The organism is Streptomyces sp. NPDC059037 (genome assembly GCF_042740015.1).
Lineage (GTDB): Bacteria > Actinomycetota > Actinomycetes > Streptomycetales > Streptomycetaceae > Streptomyces.
Map to the genome: position 1 here is coordinate 1 of NZ_JBHYIG010000056.1, position 25538 is coordinate 25538.

Genomic DNA, 25538 nt, shown 5'->3' on the forward strand with positions numbered 1-25538 from the left:
GCGGAAGATCCGGAGCGCTCCGCGCTCCGCCGGCCCTCCGGGCCGGGGCTCGAATCGCTCCGCGATTCGGCCTCCCGGAATTCGCTCCGCGAATTCCGGGGTGAAATCCGCTCCGCGGCTTTCACTAAAAGCGGCAGCAACGGGTGGGGGTCGTACCCCTGGACAATAGCTGACGATCAATCAACTGTGACCCTTCCTCAGCGAATTGACGGACCATCACTTCTGCACCGCAAATCCGACAGCTGACACCGCTACCCCGACTCGAAACTCAAGCCCAAGACCGGGGGGCTCAGGCGGGCAACTCCTCTTCGTACCGGACGCGCCCGTCACTGCCTTTGGGGTGCTGGTCCAGCGGCACGACCCCGAGCACGAGGCGGCACAGCTGGCGGACGTACACGACGCGGCCACCGGTGCTCGTCGCACTCGCGGCAGACCTTGACGCCGTCCCCGGGGCACAGCGAGCACTCGCCCAACTGGCACTGAGGGGAAAGGTCGTCGACACTCACGTTCGTCTTCACGGTCGTGGTGTCTGCCGCGCCTGCGCCGCAAGGCTCACCTCGGACACGCTCGCGCGAAGCACCTCGTCCTCCTGAGCGAGCCGCACGTCCCCCGGCCTCTACACGCAGATGCGGGGGGCTCCGTCACCGTTCACCGTGGCCGCGTCACGGCGGATCGCGCGATGACGGTACGGGCGCTAAAGAGGCGACACGTGGGGCGTCATTTCGGTGTCATTCCTGAGGTTACGGGGCTACCGTGATCGCATGACCACACCGAATGCCACCCTTCGTGCGGTCCGCATGGGACTGCTTCTCAGCCAGGACGAATTCGCCCGCGCACTACGCGACGCCGGTACTCGCGCCGGGCAACGGAACGACGCCTCCAAGCGCCTCGTACAAAGGTGGGAGAGCGGCACCACGGCCGCGCCCCGACCGGTCTACGCGAGGGCCCTGGAGAGCGTCACGGGTCTGCCCATCGAGGCCCTCGGTTTCGCTGCCCAGGTCCCCATGGCGCGCGTCTCCGATGACGGTCGCGGAGGACACGACCTTGAAGACTCGCCCGTCGGCACCCCCGAGGCGAGCGGAACACCGACCCCCCAGACGACGCCGCGCGTAAACTACTCCGGCGTGTGGCTGTCGACGTACGAATTCGTCTCCAGCAGCCGGGACAACCAGGTCTTCACCGGCAAGCACTTCGTCGTTCTGCTCCAGCACGGGAACCGCCTCACGGCGCGCAGTCTGCCGCAAGGATCGCTCAACCCGGACAGCCCGCTGACCCTTGATCTCCAGATCGAAGGCAGCGCGATCACCGGCACCTGGCAGGAGCAGACGGCGTCCGGCGGCTACTACCGGGGAGCGGGCTACTTCGGGGCACTTCAGATGCTCGTCGACCCGACCGGACGCCGTATGAGCGGCAATTGGGTCGGGTTCGGCAAGGAGTTCGACATCAACTCGGGACCCTGGGAGCTGCGGCTCATGGACGCGTCGACCAGCAAGGCGACACTCGACAGCTACAACCGATCACCTGAGTGAGGGCACCAACTCGTCGCGGCACCGTGTGGATTCGACTGAGTGGCACGATGCTGGACGATCACGGGCATCTACCGCTCACCTGGTCCGCATGGCGGAAGATCCGGAGCGCTCCGCGATTCGGCCTGCCGGTATTCGCTCCGCGGCTTTCACAAAGGACGGCAGCTAGGGGCAGGGGGCTTGGCCGGTGGGTGAAGGTTCGTCAATTCTTGTTTCGTTGACAAGAATTGACGGATCTTCACTTCTACGCTGCGAATCCGACGGCTGACACGTATTCGTATTGTCCCCATTGAGAGCCGAGATCCACGATGGCGTCCACCCACGCGTCGTCCAGCGCACTGGTGTCTCCCGCGGCCCAGGCCCGGATGATGGCATCCCACTGACGGATGTTGAGACTGCGGTACTCCAGCACCCGCTGGAACCGGCGTTCAACCTGAGACTGATTGAACGGATGGATCTCCACCCGGGTCCCTCCCCCACTGTTCAGCCGGCGCAGCAGGTACCGGGCCACGTTCTGTCGGCGCACCGTGCGGTAGGCAGTTTCGATCTGCTGGAGGCTGGCACGGGAGGGCTGTTGACGGCTGGTCAGCCAAGCGTTGATGGTGCGGTCAGTGACGGTCAGGCCGGCCTCACGTGCCGCGGTGCGCGCGTGGTCGGACTTGGTCAGATAGTGCAGACGGGCCATCAGGCCACGCTTCGCGGTGATCGGGGTGGCGATGAAACCGGCGAGCTGGTCGAGTTGGCGGGCGGTGGCTTCGCTGCCCTTGACGCCCCGGGCCCCGTAATGGCCGAAGTCATGTGTCCTCTCCGGCATTGCAGGGCTCTCATTCCTCGATGATCTGTTTCCTCCATAATACCTGAACTCCCTTGTTCTCGCGGTATTTTAGGCTTTTGGCGCGGCCTTGATCGCGGGTGTGTTTTCGGGATTGGTGGGTTTCTTCGCGGGCCGGGTGTGAGAGGTGATGCCCGTCCCGTTTGTTCAGGGTTCTTGCTCTGTCGGCGTGGAAGGGAGCGGCAGAGGCGTTTGCTGTAGCAGAATGAATGTGTGTGTGAGGTGGTCTCAGAGTGTGGGTGGCTCTCCGGGGCTTTGTGATGGTGAGGCGGGAGGCGGGGACCGGTGCAGAGGTTGATGCCGCATCAGAGGAGCGGTTGTGAGGCGGTCGTCCGGGCACTGGAAGCGCCGGCCGGTGGGGGTGAGGGTGGGCTGCGGGCGCAGGTTCGGATGGCGTGCGGGACGGGCAAGACGCGGCTCGCGGCCGAGGTGGCCAACCGGGTGGCCGCTGGCGGGCGCGTGCTGGTGGTGGAGCCGACGCTGGAGCTGGTGAAGCAGAGCCTTGTTGCGTTCCGTCGTGACGGTGGCCGTCGGGGCGCCATGGCTGCGGTGTGCTCGCTCGGGTCAGGCGATGAAGTGCTCGCGTTGCACGATGTGTCGGCTACCACGAGTCCGGCTCAACTGGCCTGGTGGTGGGAGAGGTTGGTGCGAAGGGGGCACCGAGCTTGGACGGTGTTCACCACCTACGCCTCCATCCCCGCTATCGCCGAAGCCCATGCACTGGACGTGGCGGGTATTCCCGCGTTGCCTGCCTGGGACCTGGTCATCACCGATGAAGCCCACCGCAGCGCCGGCACCACCACCTGGGCTCTGGTCAACGAGCAGGGCGCTGTGCCTGCCGTGCGGCGCCTGGCCCTCACTGCCACCCCGCGGATCTGGAGCGCTCTCCCCCATGGCACCGGTCACGGCATCTCCACCGGTGTCGAGGAGTTGGCCCGGTCAGGGGAGCATGAAGAGGTCGGTGCAGATGAGGGGTTGAAGGTCTTCGGTTCGGGCCGTGCGGGTGAAGGCGACGGCGAGGTGCGGCAGGGAGTGGAGGGTCCGGCTGCTGGGCGTGGTGGCTGGGAGGGGGGTGTGCGGGTGCCGGTGGTGGGTGGGGAGCGGCCGTTGGCGTCGATGGACAATCCTGCCTGGTTCGGGCCGGTGGCTTTCGAGCTCACGTTGCAGCAGGCGCAGGCGGCCGGGCTGGTCGCCAGGTTCCAGATTGTCGTCGCTGAGGTCGACGATCCGGTGCTTCAGGGCGCTGTGGCGGCTGAGGGTCGGTCGGGGGAGCGGGTGCGGGGTTTGTATCTCGCCGCGCAGCAGGCGGCGGTGTTGAAGGCCGCCCGTGCGTATGGGCTGCGGCGGGTTTTGGCGTATGCGAACCGGGTCGAGGATGCCGAAGCCTTCGCCGTCACGCTCGCTGGACAGGCCAGACGGCTTCGTGGCGCGGGTGTGCGGGTGCCGCGGCGGGTGTGGGGCGCGGCGCTGTCTGCGAAGAACACCCCCGCTCAGCGGCGTTCGGTGCTCCAGCGGCAGTTCGCTGCGGGGCGGGACTCTGAGGGGAAGGCGGTGGATCTGGGTGTGGTGGCGTCCGTTCGGTTGTTCTCCGAAGGCCTTGATGTCCCTGCTGTTGATGGTGTGGCGTTCATTGAGCCCCGTCAGGGTGCCATCGATCTGGTCCAGTGTGTTGGGCGTGCGTTGCGTATCCCGCCTGAGCAGCGGGTTGCGGCACAGTGTGCGGGGGCGCTTGCGGGGCGGGTGGAGAAGGTCGCCACCATCGTCGTGCCCGTGGTGCATCTGAAGCCGGGCAGTGGCGGTGACTTGTACGGGCCCGCCTGGGACGGCGTCGTCGCCCTGCTGCGGGCGCTGCGCGCTCATAGTGAGACGTTGGTCGATCAACTCGTCTCTCCTCGTACGGCGCACCGGCCGTGGGTGGCCGAGTCCCTGGCTGGGGGGAGCCGGAGGGATCGCGCTGGAGTGGACGGAGGCGCGGGGGCTGGTGTGTCTGGCGGGTTGCTGGAGTTTCTGCTGGGTGAGCGCGATGCGGGCGATATCGCCCAGTGGGTGCAACTGTGTGTGCGGGAGAGTCTCGCCGACGACCAAGCGCGGGCCCTGGCCGCTGCTCGGCATTTCCGTGAGCGCGCTGGGCACCTGAAGGTCCCGCGGGATCACCGTGAAGGGGATGTGCTGCTCGGTGTGCAGATCGAGTCCTGGCGCAAGGCGTATCGGGGCGGTCGGCTGGAGGCGGTCGTCGCCGGGCAGCTCGAGGAGCTCGGTATCGAATGGGCGCCCCGTGAGGATGCGTGGCAGGCCGCGTGGCGTGCCATCGAGGCCTACGCCCTGCGCTACCGGCATCTGCTCCCCCGCCGTGATGAGGCGATCACGGTCGAGGGGATCGTGCACGGTATCGGGCGGATCATGACCGACTGCAGGCGGGAGGCCTTCTCCCGGCGCTGGCCGGACCGTGTACGGGAGTTGGATGGTGTGCGGGTGGGTGGCCAGGTGGTGCCCTGGCGGGTGGAGGGTCCGTGGAACGCTGCCTGGCAACGTCATCTCACGCTCGTCGATCTGTATGTGAGTGACGGCGGGGATGTATGTGAGCTTCTGGGCGGGGCGCGGTTGTATGGCGGTGAGGACCTCGGCCGATGGGTCTGTGGGCAGCTCGCCCGGTGGGGCACTCTGGGTCCTGAGCATCGTGCCGAGCTCGTGGGTCGCGGTGTCGGTGTGTCTCCGGCCGGGGCGGGCTCAGGCATCGAGGTGGCCGGCACTGGGCAGTTGCAAGGTCTCGGTGCTGGGAGCGGGCAGGGGGGCAGGGCTCCGTCTGGAGTGGGGGGACGTAGACGCAGCAGGGGTGAGCGTTTCCGGCTGGTGGTAGCGGCTGCTCGGTATCACCTCGATCATGTCGGTCCCCTCGTCGGCGAGAGGAATCAGCACATCGTCGATCCGGCGTTCAGCGTGTCCATCGATGGTGTCGAGATCCGGCTCCGTCAGCGTCTGCACACCGCCCGGCAACGTCGCGCCGGGCTCGACATGGCGCAGTTGGGGCAACTTGCCGGGCTCGGCCTTGACTGGGCTCGTGAGGAGCTTGTGGTACGTGAGGGCGAGGGCGGCGCGTAGGTCTCGCGCCGCGTGGTGTCTGGCCTGGGTCGGGCCGTCTCGTGTCGGTGCCGCTCTTGGCGGGGCCGGGTTGGGGAAGGTGGGCGCAGCGGGGTGGTGGTCCGGCTCGGGGCGTGTCGTCTCGGAGGGGGTGGGTGCCTTGTTCCTGGTAGGCGACCGCGCTCCCTGTGCCGATTACAGTGTTCGCGCGCTGCTCGGGTATGTGGTTTCGGTGTTGTACGAGCTCGTGCGAGTCGGCAGCGGAGGCGATGGGCGCGATGTCCCCTGTTCGTCTGCGAGGCGGCGCCTGCGGCGGGCTTGTTCGACGGACGATGCGTTCCCGGGGGGTCAGGGATCAGCCGGAGGGCAAGAGGACAAGCTGAGCCGCGTGGCCTGCACCGGCACTGATCGTCAATGACGCAGCCGGGCCGCGGCGGACAGGATCGGGGTGGCCACGGCGGTGGCGGCGGCGCCGAGTGGGGTGTCGGTCGCCAGCACCAGGCGGACCGTTCGCATGGCAAGGGTGAGGATCTCGTTGCCGCGTCGGCGCATGCCTGCCTCGAAGCGGTGCACGGCATCGGCAGGTGTGGTGGTGCCGTCAGCGATGTCGCCCAGGTGCTGAAGCAGGGCGGCGGCATCGCGGATGGCCGCGCCGGCCCCCATGCCGGCGGTGGGGGGTGTCGCATGGACGGCGTCGCCGAGCGCGGTGATACATCCCGCGGGCCAGGGCGCGAGGTCGGCGGTGCGGGTCGAGGCGGCGTTGAAGCGGTATGCCGCGATGCTGTGCGGGGCCGCGCGGGCGATGACCTCAAGGGGGCGCTCGGCCCAGCCGCGCCGGCGGAATCGTTCGAGCAGCGCGGCCTGCAACTCGCCGTCGCGCAGGGCGCGCAGGGAGTCGGTCGCGGCGGATTCGGGGAACATGGCGCCCCAGATGTAGGTGGGGCCGGTGGTGACGGACATCCGCAGCTCGGGGGCGTCGAGCACGGCGTTGTTGACCGGGTCGAGGAAGCCGACGTACAACGCCGCCCCCCGTGGTCCCATGGCCAGCCCCGATCGTGGGCCGAGCCGTTGCTGTTCGCCGGGGCTCAGGTCCGCGCGCAGGGTGCGGCCGGAGAAGCCGATGATGCCCGCCGGGCTGTTGGTCGGGCCTCCCGCCAGGTGCTGGGCGACCACGGAGTGGGTGCCGTCCGCGCCCACCACCAGATCCGCCGAGACCGGTTCGGCGTCGGTGAACAGCACGCGGGGTGTGCCGTCGTCGCCGCGGCCGACTTGGGACACGGTCCTGCCCAGGTGCAGGTCGTCGCCGACCGCCTCGGCCAGCAGTCTGCGCAGGGTGATGCGGTCGACGTCGATTCCGGGGTGGCCGGTGAGATCGGGGCCGTGGCCGAGCAGCCGGCCGCGGCGGTCCCAGAACGCGTCGCGGTCGCGCAGCCGCAGCGCCGAGGCCGATGTGCGGCGCGGGCGCTGGTCACCCTGGAACAGGCCATGCCCGCCGCGCTGCGGGAGCCCATGAAGTCGCTGCGCCTGACCAGGCTGGCGAACTACTGGGAGTTTGAGGCACCCCCCATCGACCCGGCCGCGCTCACTGCCGTGGGAGCCGCGGTGCGCCACCGACACGTACTGGTCAGCGAAACGCTGCGCGCCGACGGCCCACGCCCTGCCTGCGGTGACGACGATTTCCTGCCCGCCCGCCGCATCGAGCCCCACCATCTGGTCGTCTGGGCCGGCCGGTGGTACGTGGTCGCCTACGACCTCGAAGACGATCAGTGGCGCGTGCACCGGGTCGACCGGCTCCGCCCCCGCCCCACGACGCACCCCTTCAGCCCGCGCGAGCTCCCCCACGACGACCTCGCCCGCTTCGTCATGAGCAGTCACGACCGCGGTGACACCGCCGCCGGCTGGCCGTGCACCGCCAGCGCCCGGCTTGGCCTGCCGGCCGACGTCGTCGCCCGCTTCGCACCGGGCGGCTCCGTCGTCGAACACCTCGGCGCCGAGCACTGCCGGCTCACCCTCGGCGCCTGGTCCTGGGCCGGCATCGCCGGGATCCTCGCCACCTTCGACACCGAACTCACCGATCTCCACCCGCCCGAACTCGCCCGGGCATGCCGGGCTATTGCCCACCGCATGGCCGCCATCGAGGACACCGGAGGAAAACCGTAGCCATCTCCACAGACAGCCCTCTTGGCCCGAGACCAGTCACGAGGCAGGGCTTCACGCATGGTTGCTTGTCGCTGCGCTGCGGTGTGGCTTCGGGAGCGCAGGGCCTGCATCGACGGCCGGCAGCCCGGACGGGCGGCCGGCCGTGCCAGGCGTTGTCGGCTCGGCAGTGCCGTCATTTCTCCTCGGCATTCACGAGCCTGCTGATCGCCAACTGCCTCCGGAAACCGTCGACCAACGCTGCCGTTTCGACGCGGCTTCTGTCCCTTTGACAGCAAGTCAGTCGTGTGCGGCTCGCTGACCTGCGGCGACTGGGTTGGATGTCAACGCGTCTGCTGGTACTCCCGACCATGACGCCACGGCTGTCCCCGAGAGGTCGGCCGCAGACGGGCACAGCGAATGGCTGAATTTCACGGCACCGCCGCGCGCCCGTTCCCCACGCAGGTGTACGGGCGTTGAAAGTACTGAAATGCGATTTCGACAGGTTACCGATTCATCGACAGCGCCTGGCCTCACGTCGCCAAGCCGCAGAACGGTGCTCGGTCTCAGCGGCGTGGTGCTTGCGGCAGCAGCGCTCAATGTCCCAAAGGCCCTTGCCGCCGGCCGGGACAGCACCCCGGACATTCCGGGCGATCGCTTCGACCTGGCCGACCCCGGCACCCGCCTGATCCACGAGAAGACGCTGCATCACGCGACGGTGATGCAGTCCTTCGCCTTCGACGAGCTCCACGGGCACCTCTACGCGCTCCAGGTGATCCCCAGCGGGGTCCAGCTCCCGGGCGAATCGCGCACCTACAGCCATACCGAGCGGCACGATGCCGGTGACCTCTGCCTGAACCGGCTGTCGATGCACGGCGAGGTGCTGGGCCGGATGTACCTCAAGGGCTTCGGCCACGGCACCGCGATCAGCGTGGACAGCTCCCGCAGCAGCTGGGGCGGAGCCGTCACGCTGTGGGTCGAGTGCGACGCCAACCCGGCCTCCGGGTTCGGGCGCGCGATCGGCCGCTTCCCGTACGCCGAGAACACCGTGCTGCACAGCGCCGACCGCCGTGTGACCGTCTACCGCCCGCACCCCGGCTCGACCGCCAACTGCGCCGCCCTTGACCTGAACAACCGCCGTCTGCTGCTGCGCCACGGGCTCCCCGAGCGCCGTCGCTACGCGCTCTACGACCTGGACACCTTCACAGCCGGGGTCTTCAGGCCGCTGGCCGACTTCGCCCAGCCGGGCATGGACCTCGGCCTGCCCTTTCAGGGCATGACACTGAACGGCGACTACGCATACCAGTTGATGGGCTCCGGCCGCGACGCCACCAGCTCCTCAGAGCCGGACAACACGGTGCTGCTGCACTGCATCGACCTGCGCACGGGAGCGGTCGTGCAGGAGCACAAGTCCCAGGCCGGCCACCGGCTCACGCACCGCGAGCCCGAAGGCCTCGCCGTGCTGCACGGGCCCCAGGCGAGCGAACCGCAGCTGTGCATGGGCTTCGCCTCGGGCCCGCCCGGCGGACGAAAGTTCTCCCTCTACGGCCTGCCCACCCTGTAGCCATGGCGCCCACCTGGCGGCCACCGAAACGGCCGTACCAAACGCGCGTCCTCGAACCTGACCGACAACACACAGTCCACCAGCGGACCTCGCCGACGCCCGCGCCCACCCACCCGGCACGACACACTGCACCGGGCGGGCGGCACGACCCCGTCCGCCCCAGCCGATACCGACACCCGACACCCCCGGCCTGCACACCCCCTCACGACGGGATTCACTGTCAGAGAAGCTGAAACGGCCGGGGTCGATGTCAAACGACTCGATGGGATGACAAAGGACAACGCCGGGAGTCACTCCGAGGCTCCTCCGCATGATCAATGTCCCTGGTGATCTCGGCCTGCAAGATGTCCGGGCCGTGGTCCGGTCAGCCGGTCTCCCCCAAGCCGGAAGACTTGGACGTCAACTGCGTCGTCCTCGGCTGCGAGCCCGGCAACCTCCTGATCCCCGAGCCGCAGAGGGCTCACCGCCCCGGGTCCCGGCCAGGAGGAGACGGTTCGGGCCGGTCACAGTCGGGCCGGTCTCGGCTCGGGCACTGCCGCGCCGACGGCGATCCCCAAGCGGGGGGGGGACGGCCGGTCGCTGCCGCCGGAGTCAATCGGTGGCACGCTTCCCGAAAAGCCATGTCAAGCCCACCAGTTCCCGCCCTGGCTGCCTGGCCCGGGGCGACTTCCGCGGACGGCTCTGCCACACCCGCTACCTGTCCGGCCGCGGGCACCACGCGGCGCACTGCACCAGCTGCCGCCGCCTCCAGCCCCTGAAATGGGACCACTGCCGCTTGCGCCGGTGCCAGGCCCGCCCTCGGCACGAAGACAACCGCAGAAGACCGGCGCCCCCGGCCCCGGGGAGGGGAGGACGGCGACGGCGCGGGCCTCCGCGCACACCGCCTCCCGCGCCGCCCTGACGCCCGGACCCGGACCGGCGCCAGCCGCCGCTGCTCGAGCAGATCCCCCAGGACATCGGCCGGCTCGACCCAGCCGACACCGAACCCAGCCGACACCGACCTGGCCGACGCCGACCTGGCCGGCCCGTGGCTGACCTGCGCGAAGTACCTTGCCCACCAGTCAGCCAAGGCCCGCGGCCAGGGACGCAACATCCCCTTCGCCGTCAACCAGGGCCCGGCCGTCGTCCTCACCGGCCACGCCGAAGGCGACGAACTCGGCACACAGAGATCTTCTCCCCGCTGCGGGGCCCTGGACCTGCCCGCCGGCCACATCGTCATAGTCCTGGAGGAGATGGGGATCCTCGAGGACGACAGCGAACCATCCTTCGAGCGCCGGCTCGTCGAACGCCTGAATGACTCGCACCCGGCAACCACTCAGAAGCCGAGCGCTGGACCCGTGCCCCGCGCAACGGCCCCCGCAGTCTCCCGCGACGGGAGGGCACGGTCTGGCTCTCTCTCAACCAGGTCCGTCCGGCATGGCTGGAGTGACCGAACCGCTACGACCACCCGCGGGAGGTGACTCACGACGACGTCCCCGCCCACATGAAATCCGTGGATGGCCGCCATCGACGTGATCAGCTTGTCGCCCTGCAATCCCTGTCCACCTGGGCCAAACAGCACGGGCTGATCTTCCGCAACCCCACCAGCCGCATCAAGGTCGGGCAGAACGAGTACGGCGTGCTGCAACCGCTCCTACCCAGCCAAGAAGATCGCGCCGCCGCGGCTGCGGCCACCCCGGCGGCGCGGCTCGTCCCCGCGCCCGCAGCGGTCCACACCGCCCGACTCGCCCAGATCGCCACCCTCATGCTCGACGACGTCGATCTCGACAACCGCCGGCTGACCATCGCCGGACACGCCCGGCCTCCCGACGACCTCACCCTCAAGCCCCTGGCGGACTACTGCAGCCCGCCACGCGGCCGGCGGTAGGCCGTTCGCGCAGTGGCTGTGTACGCGACGTATGACGTCGTCTCGACGCGAGATGGGCAGTCGCACGCTCGCACGCGTTGGTGATGTTCACGAGAAACGGGAGTCGGGTGCCGCAGGCTCTTCCCGGGGCGTCTCCGTCACCTCCCGGCCCGGTTGGTGAGGCGCTATTGAGAGGCGGCCGGTGGAGTGAACAGTGCCTGGAGGGTTTCGGTGGCCAGCTCTCGCAGCCAGCTGTGGGCGCGGTCGTCGTCGTAGCGCTGGTGCCACAGCAGGTACAGGGGTACGTCGGGCAGTTGGAGTGGCGGCCGCAGTGTGGCCAGGCCGAGTTGTTCCCGGGCCGTGCGGGTGACCGCGTCGGGGAGAGTGACGACCAGATCGGTACCGAGGGCGAGTTGCAGTGCGAAGGCGGCGGTGGGCCCGGCGGCGACGACGCGTCGTTCCAGGCCGCGTGTGGCCAGGGCGTCATCGATCGGGTCGCGCAGGCTTCCGCGCCGCGAAACGGTGAGGTGTTCGCCAGCTGCGTAACGCTCAAGGCTCAGCGGGCCTGTGGTGAGCGGGTGGCCCGGGCGGACGGCGACGACCAGCCGGTCCTTGCCGACGAGGCGGTGGCGGATGTCGGGGAGCGTCGGAGCGCTGGAGCTTGATGCGAGGTCGGTCTCACCCCGGCGCAGCTCGGCGTCGTCCGTCCCGGGTTCGGCGGACAGGCGCAGCCGGACGCCGGGGGCCTGACGGTGGACGGCGGTGATCAGGGCGGTGCCGCAGGCGGCGGTCAGGGCGTCGTGCCAGCGCACGGTGAACACCCGGTCGAGAGCTGCCAGGTCGAGTTCCTGCTGCGCGGACAGAAGCTGGTGGGCCTGCTGCACCAGGGCGTGGACGTCGGCGCGCATGGCCAGCGCCCGGGTGGTGGGGACCATGCTGCGGCCGGTACGGACCAGGATCTGGTCACCGGTGGCTTTGCGGATACGGCCCAGGGAGCGGCTCATCGCCGGTGCGGTGACGTGCAGGCGTGCTGCCGCGCCGGCGACGCTGCCCTCTTCCAGCAGGGCGTCCAAGGCGGTGAGCAGATTCAAATCCAGTTGCATGAAAGTAACTCTACAAGTGACAAGCATGCACTTGTTGTTAACGATTGGGCGGCCTACGTTCGAAGTGCGGGGGCGAGACAGCCGCCCCGTTCCGACCGATCCCAGGGAGCCCACCATGAGCACAGCCATGCCTTTCGACGCCGGCACGACGCTCCTTGCCGACGTGACCGCCGCGGTGAAGACCGCCGGCGTCACACTGCGCGACCGCCACACCTCGCACGCCCGGGGCGCGAGTCTGGACGAGGTCGTGGGCGAGATCCACGCCAACGACGACGCGGTGCTGGACATGCTGCGGAAACCCCTGCTGCGGGCCCGGCCGGGATCGCAGTGGGCCAAGGACGAGCTGGCCGGCGGCGCGCTCCCGCCCGGGCAGTGGTGGGTCGTCGACCCCGCCGAGGGCAACATCAACCACGTCCACGGCATGGAGGACTGGGCCCTCACCGCCACCCTGGTCCGCGACAACCAGCCGGTACTGACCGTCGTCCACCTGCCGCTGACCGGCGACACCTACACCGCAGTCGCCGGCGGCGGTGCCCGCCTGGCCGGCCGCCCCCTGAAGGTGTCCGCCAAGACCGACCTGGGCGCCGCGCTCATCGGCACCGGCCAGGCCAAGCCCGGCGAGGACGAGAGCACCTACCGGCGGATCGGTGACTCCGTCACCGCGATGCTCACCAACGGCCTGGTCGTACGCGTGTCCGTTCCCGCCACGATGCAACTCATCCACATCGCCGCCGGACCCATGGACGCCTTCTGGCAGTTCTCCGACGTCCGCTCCGGCCTGGTCACCGGCGCCCTGCTGGTCTCCGAGGCCGGAGGCACCGTCACCGACCTGACGGGCAAACCCTGGAACACCGCCAGCCCCAACTCCCTGGCCGCCGCCCCCGCCATCCACAGCACCGCCCTCAAGGCCCCCTCACCGACCGCCCGACGGGGAAATCCCCGCTCTCCCCCACCCGACACCGCAAGGAGCATCACCCCATCACCAGCATCGGCAACCTGGCCACCGGCCGCGTCGGAACCAACCTCGCCGGCAAGCTCTCCACAGCCGGACACCACATCACCCTCACCAGCCGCAACCCCCAAGACACCACCGCCCGCACCACGGACATCATGATCAACGCGACGCCCGGCAACAGCACCCTGGACCGCCTCACCGACCTCCGCACCGAACTCACCGAACTCACCGAACTCACCGAACTCACCGAACTCACCGGCAAGATCCTCATCGACGTCTCCAACGCCACCCGCGACACCACCGACGGCCTGCCCGGCAACCTGCCCTACCCCGGCAGCAGCCTCACCGAGAAGCTCCAGACCCCGCTCCCCGACACCCACGTGGTCAAAACCCTCAACACCATGCTTTTCATGGTCATGACCGCCCCCGAAACCCTGGCCACCCCACCGACCGCCTACCTCCCGGGCGACGGCGAACACGCGAAGAGGACCGTCACCGGCCTGCTCGGCGACCTGGGCTGGCAGCCCGAACAGATCGAGGACCTCGGCAACATCACCACAGCCCGCGCCACCGAAGCCACGATCCTCATCGTGCCCCACATCCTGCACCGACACAGCTTCAAGCCCTTCGCCGTCTCCCTCACCCCCCGACCCACCAACACCAACCACAGCCCGCACCAGACGACCACGCGCCGACAGGAACAAACGCCCGCCAGACAACAAGCAACACCCAAACCCATCAACAACCACCACACCCACAACACACAACACAACCCCCCAAACCGTCGACAACCCCCACTGCCCGAGCTGGACTGGGTCAGCCTGCCAGTTGGGCGCGGGCCAGCGCGTGTGCGCGGTCGAGGGCATCGGTGGCAGCGCAGGGGATGTCCGGCTGCACACCGACACCCTCCCAGTTTGTGCCGGAGACCGGGTTGACGGCACGGCCCACAGGGATACTGGCCTCCAAATGCGGGTGCACCGTCCAGCCGTCCCGCGGGTGCGCGCCGCCGCGGGTGGGCTCGCCGACGACTACGGCGCGACCGAGCTGCTGCAGGTCGTACGCCAGCTCCTCAGCGGCAGAGAAGGTGCTGTCACTGGACAGTACGTACAACGGCTTGCTGCCACCGAAGCGGGCGCCGGGGACGTGCGGCAGGCTCCAGGACTGCTCGACGCGCTTGCCGCCGTGCCAGTGCATGGTGTTGAGGTGGGTGCGCTCGTCCAGCAGGTGACTGCAGACGAAGGCGACCGTGTCCGGGTCGCCGCCCTCGTTGGCACGAAGATCCACGATCAGAGCCCGGGCGCGGGAGGCCACGGTGAGCGCGGCGCTCAGCGGTTCGGCGGCCCACTCCAGCGGAAACAGCATCGGTGCCAGCTCCAGTACGGCCACCCCTCCGTCCAGCAATTCCACCCGGGGCGCACCGCCCAGACAGGAGTCGAAGTCCCGGCGCATGGCGTCCAGGTTGGCCGCCCCCTTCTTGGAGGGCACAGGGGTGGCGTGGTGCTTCAGCCTCAGGTGCCGGTCGCCGTTGACGGACTGCAGGTCCGCAGTGACCAGCCGGGCGAGCTCCTCGGCGTCGTCGACGTCGTAGGCGCCCTCGGTGAGGCGGCGTTGCAGCAGGCCGGTCAGCTGCTCGGCTATCTCGGGGAAAACGTAGTGCTCGGTCAGCAGCCGGGCCGTCTCATCGATGACGGGGGCCGGCGCAAGCTTCGTCTGAGTCGTCATGGAAGGGAGTAGAGCACTGCCCCAGCTCGCGGCGCAGCTCGACGCGAAGAGAAGAAGGGCAACGTGGCCCAGCACCTCAAAGTGCTCCGCGAAGCCGGAATGGGGCACAACGCCAAGACCCGCCAGGTCTGCCGCGGCACCGAGCAGGACTACCAGCGCACGGCCCGCCAGATGGTCGTCGCCGAACCCCAAGTGGCAGGCACCGCCGCGATGCTCGCCGCGGTTGCCCAGGAGCTTGACCGCTCTCCCGTCGAGACCCACCTGACACTGCGCCACCTGCGTTTGAGCCCTGCGAAGGGAGGAGAACTGGGCGAGGCCCTCGCCCAACTGGTCGATGAGGCCGAGGAGGATGCAGAGGGCCATCCCGTGCACGGTGTGTTGGTGGCGCTCTATCAGCAGATCCTGCCGACCAGCACCACTAGCTCCGCCTTGTTCGTTAGGGCGTGTTGGTGAAGGAGCGGCGGTAGGAGCGGGGTGGTACTCCCCGGCGGCGTACGAACTGTTCGCGCAGGACGGCCGCGCTTTGAGCCAACGACACCACACCACACCACGCTAGCCGCGCCGCCCGGCGCGGACTGCGGAATACTGCCCGGTCAAGCATCGGCGACACGAAACCGCCCCGTCATCAGACTCCGCCGGCAACGATCTGAGCCGTTTGTTGGAGATCAGCAGCTGCCTCCGCGGAGTCCCGCCACGTCCGCCGCAACGGACGTCGAGCGGCGTCGGTTCAGCTCGGCGGCGCATCGTCGATCAGTGCCTGCTCCGCCGTGCTCAGCTTGAGCTCGGCGGCCTGGGCCGAGTCCTGGATGGATGCCGGGCGACTTGCTCCCGGCACAGGGATCATTGCCGGGGAGCGGGTGAGCAGCCACGCCAGGGCGATCTGCTGCGGGCTGACGCCGCGTTCGGCTGCGATGCGGTGGAAGGCGGTGCCCGCGGAGGTCGGGCCCGACGGGCCGTCGAGGGAGCTACGGGCGATGCCGCCCAGTGGGCTCCAGGGCAGGAAGGCCAGGCCCAGCTCCGTACTCAGCCGCAGTTCGGGCTCGCTGCCGCGCACGGCGACGGAGTACTGGTTCTGTACGGAGACGAGCCCGTCGCCGAGGATCGCGTGCGCCTCGCGGATCTGGGCGGTGTTCACATTGGAGATCCCGGCGGCGCGGATCGTGCCGGCGTCGATCAGTTCGAGCAGTGCGCCGACGGAGTCGGCCCATGGCACGGCCGGGTCCGGCTTGTGCAGTTGGTAGACGCCGATGGCCTCGACGCCCAGTCGCTTCCGGGATGCCTCGGCGGCGCGCTTGAGGTGTCCGGGAGTACCGGTGACAGTCCAGGTGCCGTCGCCGGGCCGGCCGCGGCCGCCTTTGGTGGCGACGAGGACGCCGGAGGTGTCGCTGCCGTAGCGGGCGAGGGCGCGGGCGATGAGGAGTTCGTTGTGGCCCTGCTCGCCCGCGTGCCAGTGGTAGCTGTCGGCGGTGTCGATGAGCGTGACGCCCGCGTCGAGGGCGGCGTGGATGGTGGCGACGGCCCGTTCCTCGTCCGGTCGTCCCTCGATGGACAGCGGCATGGCGCCCAGGCCGACGGCGCTGACGGTGGTGTTCCCGATGGTGCGGTATCGCATGGTGGGTGAGTTCCTCAGGTGGCTTGGGGGGCGGATGCGTTGAGGGCTTCGGCGACGGCGCTGGGCAGCCAGTCGGTGGTGCGGGAGAAGGAGAAGCCCAGTTCCTTCGCACGGGTGTTGCTCATGGCGTAGTGGCGGTCGAAGGAGAAGGGCGAGGCCGCCTCTCCCGCGGCGATGGTCCGGTACACGGGTTCCCGGCCGGTCTGCGCGGCGATGACGGCGGCCAGGCCGCGTACGTCGAGCAGTTCGTCGGAGCAGGCGTTCACCGGGCCGGTGAAGTCGGTGGCCGTGGTCGCCCACAGCAGCAGGTCCGCCAGCTCCTCGTAGTGGATGAAGACCGTGGGCAGTGCTTCGGCGTGCACGGCGATCTCCGTGCCCTGGCCGATGCGTTCGATGTAGTGCGCAAGGCGGCCGGTGAACTCCTGCACGCCGCCGCCGAGTACATGGGCGCTGCGTACGGAGGCGAACGGGAAACCGCCGTCCCGGGTGTAGACGGCCTCCGCCTGGCGCTTGCCCTCGGCGTAGTGGGCTTCCAGGTACGCCGCGTCGTGCCAGGGCAAGTCCATCCGCACCAGCCAGGCGGCGGGGTCCACGATGTCTTCCGGCACAGGTGTGCCGTACGGGACGGCGGGCAGTGCGGCGGTCGCCGGGTCGTACACCTCGATCGTGGACGTCATGACGTACCGAGCGGTGCGGCCGCGGAAGGCGCGGGCCGCGATGGCGGCCTGCACGGGGGTGTAGCAGACCTGGTCGACGACCACGTCGAAGGTGCGGGAGCCGAGCGCGACGCCCAGGGCGGTCTCGTCGTCGCGGTCGGCGACAAGGTGCTCGACACCGGGAAGTGGCGGGGTGGAGCCGCGGTTGATCACCGTCACCTGGTGCCCGACGGCCAACAGGCGCTGGACCAGGACCTTTCCGAAGTACCGGCTGCCGCCGATGACACAGATTCTTTGCATGCCCCCATCGTGAAGATCTACGGTCACCAGCAGAAGTGCCGACTTACTGGATACGCGTTAAGGAATACTGTTGATTGATGTACAGCGGCTTCGCGTACTGCGGGCAGTGGCGGAGCACGGCAGCTTCAACAAGGCTGCAGCAGCCCTCCTCCTCACGCCCTCGGCCGTCTCCCAGCACGTGGCCGTCCTGGAGCGCAGCCTCGGAGCGCAGGTCGTAGCGCGCAGCACGCGCGGGGTCACCCTCACCCAGGCGGGTCGAATCATGGTCCAGGCCGCCGAGTCGGTCACAGCGGAGCTTGCGCACGCACAACAGCAGGTCGACCGGCTTGGTACGGGACGCACGCAGCTCACCGTCGCCACGTTCACCAGCGGCGGCAGGCTTCTGCTGCCCGGCGCCCTCGCCCGGCTGACGGCAGCCCATCCCGACACCGTGCTCCATGTCAGGGAGGGCGAGCCCGAAGCCAGCCTGCCCCTGGTCCGCCAGGGCGCCGTGGATCTCGCACTCGCCTATCACTTCGACGGCCCGCTGCCCGGCCAAGTGAGCCAGAACTCCAGCATGCGGTGGACTGCGCTCTTGAAAGACCCCTTGCGCGTCGTGCTACCCGAGGGCCACCGACTGGCCGGCCGCGCTGCGCTCGACATTGCCGAACTGGCGACCGAGCCCTGGGTGCTCGGCTGCCTCAAGACAGAGGCGTACCTGCGGCGCTACGCCGAGCGCGCCGGTTTCAAGCCGGAGATGCGCGGCACGACAACCGACTACTTCTTCGCACGCTCGCTCGTCGCCGCAGGCATGGGGATCTCGCTGATCCCCTCCATCGCGCTGGCCCCGGAGGTGCCAGGCGTGCGCATCGTCCCGATCAAGGAGCCGGGTCCGACTCGGCACATCGGCGTTGCCACGATCAGCCGCCGCCGCGACCACCCCCAGCTCGCGACCCTTATCAATGCTCTCCAGGAGCAGGCAGCGGCAGTGGACGGCACCTGACCGCGGGCCAGGTCCGGCTCCTCACAGCCCTGGCCATGGCCACCCAGTCGTGACATCAGTGCGAAGCCATGGAGATGAACCAGATCAACTGAGACGCCACCCGGCATCCGCGCATTCGGGTCCAGGTCGACTGAGATTCCTGACGGACCCGCATCTCAAGTCTTCTGGTCAACCCAGGTCGGAGCCTCTCCCACAGAGCAGATCAACCGAGATGGAACAAAACACCGGCTCGGTCCGAGGCAAGACGCGAGAGCCAGCCTGGAGCCTTCTGTTCGGCCGGCACCTCTCCTCCGACTCCCGGCGCTCGCGTACGTCGGCATGGAGGAGGAGCCAGGGCAGGTTGCCTCAGCCCGGAAGAGAAAGTCCGTCAGGAGCGAACCGGTCATGGGGAGATCCCTCGTGGTCTGCGTCTTGAACCGCTGGTCATCCGCGAAGGGTCCGTAATAGGCGGACAGGCGGAACAGGGGCCGGCCCTTGTCGTCGATCAGCAGGCAGTCCTCGACGGGCGCGTGACCCACAGCGGTCCCATGAGCACGCCTGATCAGCCAGCCCGGCGTGACGCCCGCACACGTGCCGCTCGCCCCAGCGAGAGCCACCCGCACGACACCATCGCCCCACCCGGCGGCCGCAGGCCCACGCGTGTCCCGCGGCCCGGACCGAAAGCACAGGCCAAGTGGCTGACGGGCTCGGTCGAGCACGATCCCGAGTACGTCATCGCCGCCGCCTTCGACCAGGCCGAAGCCCGCGACCCGCAGCACCGCAGGTGCTGGGTGGTCCTCGTCGACGGCGCCCGCCACCAACTCGACCTGATCCAGGCCGAGGCCGAACGCCGAGGCGTGGCCATCCACATCGTCCTCGACCTTGTCCACGTGACCGAGAAGCTCTGGGTCGCATCCCGCTGCTTCCACGCTCCCACCGACGCGGACGCGGACGCTGAGGACTGCATCGCCACCAAGACCGCCTGAATCCTTCGCGGATGCGCCCAGCAGGCCGCCCACGAGATCCGCGCCGAGGCCGACCGCCGCAAGCTCACAGGTGATCAACGGACGGCCGCCGACAAGGCCTGTCAATACCTCAACAACAACGCCGAGTTCATCCACTACGACCGGGCCCTCGCTGCCGGGTTGCCGATCGCCAGCGGCATCATCGAAGGCGCGGCCCGCCACCTCATCGCCGACCGACTCGACCTCACCGGCAGCAGATGGAGCGTCCCGGGCGCCGAGGCCTTCCTCGTCCTCCGCGCCGTCATCAGCAACGACGACTTCCCGGCGTACTGGAACTTCCACGTCCAGGCCGAACACCGACGACTGCATCCCGCTGTCGACCAGGCCACCTACAAACTCACCGCCTCAGCGACGATCTCACCGGAGAAGAGCTACACCCAACCCCGATCCCCCGGCTGCCACCAGCCCACCTCCCGGGCCCGCAGCGCCCCGCCGGTGATCCCGCCTCTCACCTTCAAGGAGCCCATGCCCGCATCCCGCGCCGACCTCGCCTCCTTCGCCAACACGCTCGCCTCCCGCCTGTCCGGCGACCGGTACGGCACATGTCGCCAACACGACACACGTACTCACCGCATCTTGCCCGCCCATGGGTCGTCGAGGTGCCCAGTCCCTGTGGCGCCGGGGCGATTCCCTGAGCCACGCACCCCGTCCGGAGCGTGCACGGCGCACGCGCCACCCTGTTCACCACTAAGCGCCCCGCTGCAGAAATGCCCTGGCCCGCCGCCAGGCGCATCTTCCTTGAAACGCTCGGTTCCACACGAGGCGAGGGGTACGGAGGAAACGGCATGCGTGGGCGGGAAGTCTGGACACGACGCAGGCTGTGGGTCGGCGTCGGCTGTGCGGCGCTGGTCGTGCTGGCCGTCACGCTCCGCCGGGTCGGCGGCGGGCACGGTGAGCAAGTGCAGTACGACGGCCCCGCGTTCGTCGTATCCGTGGTCGGCGTCGTGGTGTCCGTCGCGGCCCTGCTCGTGGACGTCCTGAGTCGCACGGACGAACCCCCGGAGTCCGGCGTCGTGTTGCGACAGACCGCTGATGCGCTCGCCGAGGCGGTACGGGTCCAATGGGCACAGGAGGCGCGGTTGCGGCGGCTGCAGGACCCGAAGCCGCTGAACGTCCGCTGGGGGTGGGCCGACAGGCTGCTCACGGACGACACACGGAACATCCGGCGTGGGCGCCCGCTGCCGGAGCCCCGGCCCGGAGACAACTGTCTGGCATCGATCGCCACGGCCTTCGAGGAGGTGCCGTCCAGGCGCATGGTCGTGCTCGGAAGCCCTGGTTCGGGCAAGAGTGTGCTCGCCGTGTGCTGCACGCTCGACCTTCTGAGGAAGCGCACGCCCGGCACGGCAGTGCCCGTGATCTTCCCCCTGGCGGCCTGGGACCCGGGCACCACCGCCCTGCGTGCCTGGCTCGTCGAGCGGCTCGTGGCGGAGTACCGGCCGCTGGCGGCCACCACCGACGGCACCGTACTGGCCGAGGCGCTGCTCGACGCCGGGCTGATCGCGCCTGTCCTCGACGGCTTCGACGAACTGCCCCCGGCGTTGTACGGCACCGGGATGCGCAGGCTCAACGCCGAGTTGGACGACGGCATGCCGGTGCTCGTCACCTCGCGGACCACGGCCTGGCGCAGCACGGTCGCGTGCAGCGACGTGCTCACTGGTGCGGAGGTCCTTGAGCTGCTGCCGCTGGAGTTCGCCGAGGCGAAGTCATATCTGGAGCGCACCGCGCGTCCGTTACGTGGTCCCCGCGATCGCCGCACGACGGTGTGGACCCCGGTGCTGGACTCCCTGCAGGAGGACTCGCGCGCCCCGGCAGCCGGTGCGCTCCGGCAGATCCTGACCAACCCGCTCATGGTGGCCCTGGCCCGCACGGTCTACGGCGACGTGTCCCGCGACCCCCAAGAGCTCCTCGACGATCCTCGTTTCGGGACGACGGCCGGGATCGAAGAGCACCTCCTCGACGCGTTCGTACCAGCCGCGTTCGGCGACGGAGGTGTCGACTCACGGTGGCGCGCAGCGGACGCCAGGCGCTGGCTGGCCTGGCTTGCCCGCGAGTTGGAGCGGCGAGGGACCAAGCGGCTCGCCTGGTGGGAGCTGTATCTCTGCGTGCCGCGGGCGCTGCGGCTGGTGGCGCCCGCCCTGCTCGCGCAGGCACTCACGTTCATCCTGGCCGTCCCCATCCTGCTCTCCAGCGTCGGCGGCGACGTCTTCGTCGTCGACGACAGGCCGTCACTGGCAGCCAATCTGGTCGGCAACCTGGTCGGATTCACCGGTGGGCTGGCCTTGCTCCTGCCCGTGTCGGCGACGCGGAGCGAAGGGCGCACGGCACTGCCCCGGCAGCTCACGGTCTGCATGTCGACGGCCGCCGTGGCCAGCCTCGGGTACGCCCTCACCGGAGGCTCCGTGCAGTTCGGGCTGCAGTTCGGCACGGTCACGGACGGCTGGGCGGCCGAGTTGTTCGGGGGCGCGGTCTTCGGCGTGCTGATCGCCTTGTACTTCGGGGTTGCGGGGCTGGCCCGCCATGCGGTGCCGCTCGGGCTGCCTTGGGCGGGCAGCCCCGCCGGTCGGCTCGCGGCACAGGCCGGGGGTGGCCTCCTCGCCCTGGCGGGGCTCGTCATCGTCAGGCCATGGCTGTTCGGGCACGACCTCGGTACGTGGCCGATGGTGGCCGGTGCCCTGTGCTTCGCCGCGGCCCTGTGCCTGTGGGCGGCAGCGAGACGGCAGGGGGTGCGGACGGCCGTTTCCCATGCCGGTGAGGGCCGTATCGCCCGGCGTTTCGTGACCGGGCTTCTGCACGGCTGGGCCGTGTGCCTGCTGGTCGGAGTGGCGGCAGGCGGGACGGTGGGCGCCGTCGGCTACGCGTTCTCCGCGGTGGAGACCTCCATGGCGCCCGACCTGGACGGCAGGCGGCTCGGGAAGTGGTCGCACCAGGAAACACCTGACGGCGTCCGCACCGTCGAGTCCTCGACGGAGATCGCCGGCATCCTGGTGTACCCACACGGAGGCGCCCGGCTCACGGCATATCCTCACGGCAGCCATCCGCCGAGCTGCGACCAGAAGTGCGAGTCGTTCGACACGCGGGTGACCTTCCGCGTGGCCCAGGGCGACCTGCGCATCCTCGTCGACGGCCGTACCGCGGCCGATGCGGTGAACATGCTACCGGAGCTACCCAAGCAGTCCCGGACCTGGCTCGCTCAGAGCGCCGCCCGGCACCCGCTCGACCGGTTCCTGCTCCCCGGTGCCATGGGCGGAGTCCTGATCGCGCTGATCGGCGGCCCCGCTTCGGGTCTCTATCGTGCGCTCAGTGCTCCCTCCGATCTCATCCGGGCGGCCAATCCGCAAGTCATCCTGCGCACGGACCGCATGGCTTCGCTTTCCCGGTCCGGAGTCGTGGCGGTCATGACGGGCGGGGTGTGTGTCCTCCTGGCCTGGGCGTTCGCGTCGCGGGGCGGGCTCGACCATGTCGCGGCGCAGATGTGGGTGCCAATGGGCACCGCCGCACTCGCGCTCACCGCTTGGGGGCAACTGGCCGTTGCCCGTGTCTGGCTGGCCCTGACGAGGCGGCTGCCCTGGCGAATCATGACGTTCCTCGACGAAGCGCACCGCAGGGGAGTGCTACGGCAGTCCGGCGCTCACTACGAGTTCCGTCATCTGCGCATGCAGCAGCGGCTCGCCTCGGCCACCGAGGTGTCGCAGGAAGACCCCCGGGCTACCGCGCCCACGGCGTGACGGCCCAGGCCGCCCTGCGACCCTCGGCGCGACAAAATCTACGGACGAGTCCGGCAGAAATCTCGCCGAATGCACGGGCCGTGGCGTCCATCGGCAGGATGCGGTCGGCGGTGCTGTGCGGTACGCGATCTGGACACGACGATCCGGCAAACGAACCCGGCAGCAACAACCCACCGCGACGATCTCACTCAGGGAGAGCTACACCCATCCTCGTCGCAGCGAAGTTCACGATCCTCAGCACCGGAGACGCCGCCTACGGCAACACCGGGAACATGGGGTCGAAGCTCGTCGACTCGACCGGGACGGTGTACGCCGCCAAGCCCGGCAGCCCCACCATCGGCGATTCCTTCGACCTCACCCTGAATCTCCCGCCGGGCGAGAAAGCCACCCGCTCGGTGATCTTCGACGTACCGGAGAGCGCGAAGATCACGGCCGTGCAGTACGAGATGAACACGGCCGGCCTCCGCCTCGAACTCGACCAACGCGCGCGGGCAAGTGGACCCTCGGCTGAGGGGCCTCGATATGGACGTGATCTGGATGTGACCTGGATGTGAGTAGCGGCAGCGGTCTTGCGCCGTGGGAGCGGTTGCCCGGCTATGCCTTCTTCCGGCCGTATCGCGGCCGCCGCGTCCACGAGGCGATGGCCGCGGGGCGGCGGGATCGGACCGGGGCCCGCTCGGTCGTGGACGGACTCCCGACCGAACGAAACAGGCGCTGGTGTCGGCGGACGGCGCCTGTGACGGGATCTTCGTAGCGGGTCTGGCCGACGCCGGCGCGGAACGCCGGATCGGCTGGTCGATGGGGAGCGTCGATTCGACCTCCTCCCGGGCCCAGCAGCACGCCGCCGGGGCTCGTAGGAGTCCGCCACGAGTGCCGGGTAAAGACGCACGCCTCGGCAGCATCGCCGCGACGAGGGACTCGGACGTACCCGGGGCGGCCTGACCTGCGAGATCCAACTCGCTGGAGAGGGTGGCCGCCGCCCCTGGCCGTGCTGATCGCTCCGGGCCGGTGGGGCGACGCTCCACAGCTCATTCCGGTCATGGAACGCCTCCGTGTTTGCCGCCTCGGTGGCGGACGCCCGCGCACGCGGCCCGACCATCCCGATCCACAGGCGAAGGAACGAAGTCGAGCGGACGATCGACGCGTTGAAGAACTGTCAGGCTGTGGCCACGAGGTTCGGCAAGCGCGGCTACATCTTCCACGGCACCGTCACCGTCGCCTCGGTCCGACTCTGGCTCCGCCCGTGATCTCCCTCGGATCTAGCCGCCGGTTGTGCCGTCGAGCATCTCGCGCAGGATGTCCAGGTGGCCGTTGTGGCGGGCTGTCTCCTCGGTGAGGTGGAGGAGGATCCAGCGCAGGTCGACGTGGAGGCCGTTGCGGACGGGGCGCTTGGCCTGATCATCCAGGCCATTCCCGGCGACCAGTTCGCTGTAGCGGGTGCTCTGTTCGGCATATTCGTCGAGCAACTGCGTGAGCGGGAAGTCGACGGCGATACGCATCTCGCGGTCGGGGTCCTCATCGGTCCAGGGGCCCCGGTCTTCCTCGCCGAGGAAGACCACCTGGAACCAGTAGTACTCGACCCAGCGGAGGTGGTTGATCACTCCGCTCATGGTCATCAGCGGTGAGCCCGGCAGGAGCGCCTTGCGGGCGTTCTCCGCAGAAACGCCATCGCACTTGGCGCGGGCGGTGTCACGTGCGTAGTCGAGAAACGTGGTGAGCTGGGTGCGCTCGTCCCACGCAGGTGGTGTGTCATCGATTCTGGTCATCGCGCGAAGCGTCTCCGATCATCGCGACCGATGTCGAGGTATTTATCGACGGACCCAACCTGTTTCACCTACGTCAGAACCTGGTCCGACTGGGCCTACGTCGTCGCCTTCATCCTGGGCGTGTTCTCCGCATGATCGTCGGACATGATGCCGTTCTTGTGGGTGAGGAAGTGGGCGCGCCTGCCCATTGCCACTACCGACTCATTCCGTTCTCAGCTCGCGGCTTCTGGCTCGGTTCTTCGCGATGTTCCGGGTCTTCTTGGTGCGGGCCGACTCGGCGACCACGGCGAGTACCGCCGGCGACATCGACCACTCGGCGAGGTAGCGCTGCATCCAGTCCGTGACCTCCGCCAACTCGGCCGGTGTCGGCACGTGACCGTCCTTGACGGACAGGTAGAACAGCCAGTCGTCGATACGGCGGCGGATGAAATCGCGGTACCCCTCCGCCTTGAGCTGGTCGATCTCCGGCAGCAGTTCCGCCGACCACTGCCGGAACTCGTCAGGACCAGTCACTTCATACGCGATCTCGTCCACGAGGGCGACCACCGCCGTCTTGGACCCCATTTCGTCGGGGTCGCGCAGGATCGTGGCCACGATCGCGCGGTCCCGGTCCCGGTCGCGGCTTTGCGAGGAAGCGATCACCGAGACGACGCGTAGGTACGCGGACGTTCGGACGTGCTCGAACGCGACCGCCACCAGGCAGCGCACGGCGACCCGGCCCCGCCCCCCCC

The 25538-nt window shown here is 69.2% G+C and carries 19 protein-coding genes and 3 pseudogenes; 13 read left to right on the plus strand and 9 right to left on the minus strand.

The window, feature by feature from the left end; translation table 11 throughout:
- Positions 1-761 precede the first annotated feature (761 nt).
- Positions 762-1529, plus strand: a complete 768-nt coding sequence (locus ACFWY6_RS14510) for a helix-turn-helix domain-containing protein (RefSeq protein WP_384689308.1) — start codon at positions 762-764, stop codon at positions 1527-1529.
- A 241-nt stretch (positions 1530-1770) separates the two neighbouring features.
- On the opposite strand, the gene ACFWY6_RS14515 is transcribed toward ACFWY6_RS14510, so the two are convergent.
- Positions 1771-2340 (minus strand): transcriptional regulator, encoded by a 570-nt coding sequence (locus ACFWY6_RS14515; protein ID WP_384689310.1) that lies wholly within the window; start codon positions 2338-2340, stop codon positions 1771-1773.
- 315 nt (positions 2341-2655) lie between these two features.
- Between ACFWY6_RS14515 and ACFWY6_RS14520 the strand changes: the two genes are divergently transcribed.
- A complete protein-coding gene (locus ACFWY6_RS14520; RefSeq protein ID WP_384689383.1) occupies positions 2656-5457 on the plus strand; it encodes a DEAD/DEAH box helicase family protein in 2802 nt (933 codons plus the stop codon).
- Between the two features lie 390 nt (positions 5458-5847).
- Here the strand turns inward: ACFWY6_RS14520 and ACFWY6_RS14525 are convergent, their stop codons facing one another.
- The gene (locus ACFWY6_RS14525) at positions 5848-6477 is read right to left on the minus strand and encodes an FAD-dependent monooxygenase (protein WP_384689386.1); all 630 of its coding nucleotides are present in this window, start codon (positions 6475-6477) and stop codon (positions 5848-5850) included.
- Between the two features lie 468 nt (positions 6478-6945).
- Here ACFWY6_RS14525 and ACFWY6_RS14530 point away from each other — a divergent pair, with 468 nt between their 5' ends.
- Together ACFWY6_RS14530 and ACFWY6_RS14535 are read left to right on the plus strand one after the other, a co-directional pair.
- Positions 6946-7596: a helix-turn-helix transcriptional regulator gene (locus ACFWY6_RS14530; protein ID WP_384689389.1), complete on the plus strand. Its 651-nt coding sequence runs from the start codon at positions 6946-6948 to the stop codon at positions 7594-7596.
- Between the two features lie 532 nt (positions 7597-8128).
- Positions 8129-9136, plus strand: coding sequence for a teichoic acid biosynthesis protein C (locus ACFWY6_RS14535; protein WP_384689312.1), 1008 nt, complete (start codon positions 8129-8131; stop codon positions 9134-9136).
- 1061 nt (positions 9137-10197) lie between these two features.
- On the opposite strand, the gene ACFWY6_RS14540 is transcribed toward ACFWY6_RS14535, so the two are convergent.
- Positions 10198-10440: a hypothetical protein gene (locus ACFWY6_RS14540; RefSeq protein WP_384689315.1), complete on the minus strand. Its 243-nt coding sequence runs from the start codon at positions 10438-10440 to the stop codon at positions 10198-10200.
- Positions 10441-10592: 152 nt separating this feature from the next.
- Here ACFWY6_RS14540 and ACFWY6_RS14545 point away from each other — a divergent pair, with 152 nt between their 5' ends.
- Entirely contained in the window at positions 10593-11003 is a 411-nt protein-coding gene (locus ACFWY6_RS14545; protein ID WP_384689318.1) for a hypothetical protein, read from the plus strand.
- Positions 11004-11167: 164 nt separating this feature from the next.
- On the opposite strand, the gene ACFWY6_RS14550 is transcribed toward ACFWY6_RS14545, so the two are convergent.
- The gene (locus ACFWY6_RS14550) at positions 11168-12085 is read right to left on the minus strand and encodes a LysR family transcriptional regulator (RefSeq protein ID WP_384689320.1); all 918 of its coding nucleotides are present in this window, start codon (positions 12083-12085) and stop codon (positions 11168-11170) included.
- 115 nt (positions 12086-12200) lie between these two features.
- Between ACFWY6_RS14550 and ACFWY6_RS14555 the strand changes: the two are divergent.
- Both ACFWY6_RS14555 and ACFWY6_RS14560 read left to right on the plus strand, forming a co-directional pair.
- A pseudogene (locus ACFWY6_RS14555) lies at positions 12201-13004 on the plus strand (inositol monophosphatase family protein); the annotation flags it as partial.
- Positions 13005-13063: 59 nt separating this feature from the next.
- Positions 13064-13681 (plus strand): annotated as a pseudogene (locus ACFWY6_RS14560) (NADPH-dependent F420 reductase); the annotation flags it as partial.
- A 175-nt stretch (positions 13682-13856) separates the two neighbouring features.
- Here ACFWY6_RS14560 and ACFWY6_RS14565 read toward each other — a convergent pair.
- The gene (locus tag ACFWY6_RS14565) at positions 13857-14762 is read right to left on the minus strand and encodes a S41 family peptidase (RefSeq protein ID WP_384689323.1); all 906 of its coding nucleotides are present in this window, start codon (positions 14760-14762) and stop codon (positions 13857-13859) included.
- 63 nt (positions 14763-14825) lie between these two features.
- On the opposite strand from ACFWY6_RS14565, the gene ACFWY6_RS14570 reads away from it, so the two are divergent.
- Complete coding sequence (locus ACFWY6_RS14570; RefSeq protein ID WP_384689326.1) at positions 14826-15215, plus strand: transcriptional regulator; 390 nt, start codon at positions 14826-14828, stop codon at positions 15213-15215.
- A gap of 274 nt (positions 15216-15489) precedes the next feature.
- Here ACFWY6_RS14570 and ACFWY6_RS14575 read toward each other — a convergent pair whose 3' ends face one another.
- Together ACFWY6_RS14575 and ACFWY6_RS14580 are read right to left on the minus strand one after the other, a co-directional pair.
- Positions 15490-16374: an aldo/keto reductase gene (locus ACFWY6_RS14575; RefSeq protein WP_384689328.1), complete on the minus strand. Its 885-nt coding sequence runs from the start codon at positions 16372-16374 to the stop codon at positions 15490-15492.
- 14 nt (positions 16375-16388) lie between these two features.
- Positions 16389-17330 carry a reductase gene (locus tag ACFWY6_RS14580; protein WP_384689331.1) on the minus strand — a complete coding sequence of 314 codons (942 nt, stop codon included), beginning with the start codon at positions 17328-17330 and terminating at the stop codon, positions 16389-16391.
- A 70-nt stretch (positions 17331-17400) separates the two neighbouring features.
- Between ACFWY6_RS14580 and ACFWY6_RS14585 the strand changes: the two genes are divergently transcribed.
- The 5 genes and pseudogenes from ACFWY6_RS14585 to ACFWY6_RS14605 form a co-directional block, all read left to right on the plus strand.
- Positions 17401-18312, plus strand: coding sequence for a LysR family transcriptional regulator (locus ACFWY6_RS14585; RefSeq protein ID WP_384689334.1), 912 nt, complete (start codon positions 17401-17403; stop codon positions 18310-18312).
- 527 nt (positions 18313-18839) lie between these two features.
- Positions 18840-19277 (plus strand): hypothetical protein, encoded by a 438-nt coding sequence (locus ACFWY6_RS14590; RefSeq protein WP_384689336.1) that lies wholly within the window; start codon positions 18840-18842, stop codon positions 19275-19277.
- Between the two features lie 824 nt (positions 19278-20101).
- Positions 20102-23041, plus strand: a complete 2940-nt coding sequence (locus tag ACFWY6_RS14595; RefSeq protein WP_384689339.1) for an NACHT domain-containing protein — start codon at positions 20102-20104, stop codon at positions 23039-23041.
- A gap of 272 nt (positions 23042-23313) precedes the next feature.
- Entirely contained in the window at positions 23314-23595 is a 282-nt protein-coding gene (locus ACFWY6_RS14600; RefSeq protein WP_384689343.1) for a hypothetical protein, read from the plus strand.
- A gap of 146 nt (positions 23596-23741) precedes the next feature.
- Positions 23742-24288: pseudogene (locus tag ACFWY6_RS14605) on the plus strand (IS5/IS1182 family transposase); the annotation flags it as partial.
- Between the two features lie 12 nt (positions 24289-24300).
- Here the strand turns inward: ACFWY6_RS14605 and ACFWY6_RS14610 are convergent.
- Positions 24301-24807 (minus strand): DinB family protein, encoded by a 507-nt coding sequence (locus tag ACFWY6_RS14610; protein WP_384689346.1) that lies wholly within the window; start codon positions 24805-24807, stop codon positions 24301-24303.
- Positions 24808-25008: 201 nt separating this feature from the next.
- The coding region (locus ACFWY6_RS14615; RefSeq protein WP_384689348.1) for a hypothetical protein at positions 25009-25538 on the minus strand (530 nt) is incomplete at its 5' end.

Coding starts and splice junctions, on each gene's coding strand:
- ACFWY6_RS14510 (WP_384689308.1), top strand. CDS start 762: ATGACCACACCGAATGCCACCCTTCGTGCGGTCCGCATGGGACTGCTT.
- ACFWY6_RS14515 (WP_384689310.1), bottom strand. CDS start 2,340: ATGCCGGAGAGGACACATGACTTCGGCCATTACGGGGCCCGGGGCGTC.
- ACFWY6_RS14520 (WP_384689383.1), top strand. CDS start 2,656: ATGCCGCATCAGAGGAGCGGTTGTGAGGCGGTCGTCCGGGCACTGGAA.
- ACFWY6_RS14525 (WP_384689386.1), bottom strand. CDS start 6,477: ATGGGACCACGGGGGGCGGCGTTGTACGTCGGCTTCCTCGACCCGGTC.
- ACFWY6_RS14530 (WP_384689389.1), top strand. CDS start 6,946: ATGAAGTCGCTGCGCCTGACCAGGCTGGCGAACTACTGGGAGTTTGAG.
- ACFWY6_RS14550 (WP_384689320.1), bottom strand. CDS start 12,085: ATGCAACTGGATTTGAATCTGCTCACCGCCTTGGACGCCCTGCTGGAA.
- ACFWY6_RS14565 (WP_384689323.1), bottom strand. CDS start 14,762: ATGACGACTCAGACGAAGCTTGCGCCGGCCCCCGTCATCGATGAGACG.
- ACFWY6_RS14575 (WP_384689328.1), bottom strand. CDS start 16,374: ATGCGATACCGCACCATCGGGAACACCACCGTCAGCGCCGTCGGCCTG.
- ACFWY6_RS14580 (WP_384689331.1), bottom strand. CDS start 17,330: ATGCAAAGAATCTGTGTCATCGGCGGCAGCCGGTACTTCGGAAAGGTC.
- ACFWY6_RS14590 (WP_384689336.1), top strand. CDS start 18,840: ATGAGCACGCCTGATCAGCCAGCCCGGCGTGACGCCCGCACACGTGCC.
- ACFWY6_RS14595 (WP_384689339.1), top strand. CDS start 20,102: ATGCGTGGGCGGGAAGTCTGGACACGACGCAGGCTGTGGGTCGGCGTC.
- ACFWY6_RS14600 (WP_384689343.1), top strand. CDS start 23,314: ATGGGGTCGAAGCTCGTCGACTCGACCGGGACGGTGTACGCCGCCAAG.
- ACFWY6_RS14610 (WP_384689346.1), bottom strand. CDS start 24,807: ATGACCAGAATCGATGACACACCACCTGCGTGGGACGAGCGCACCCAG.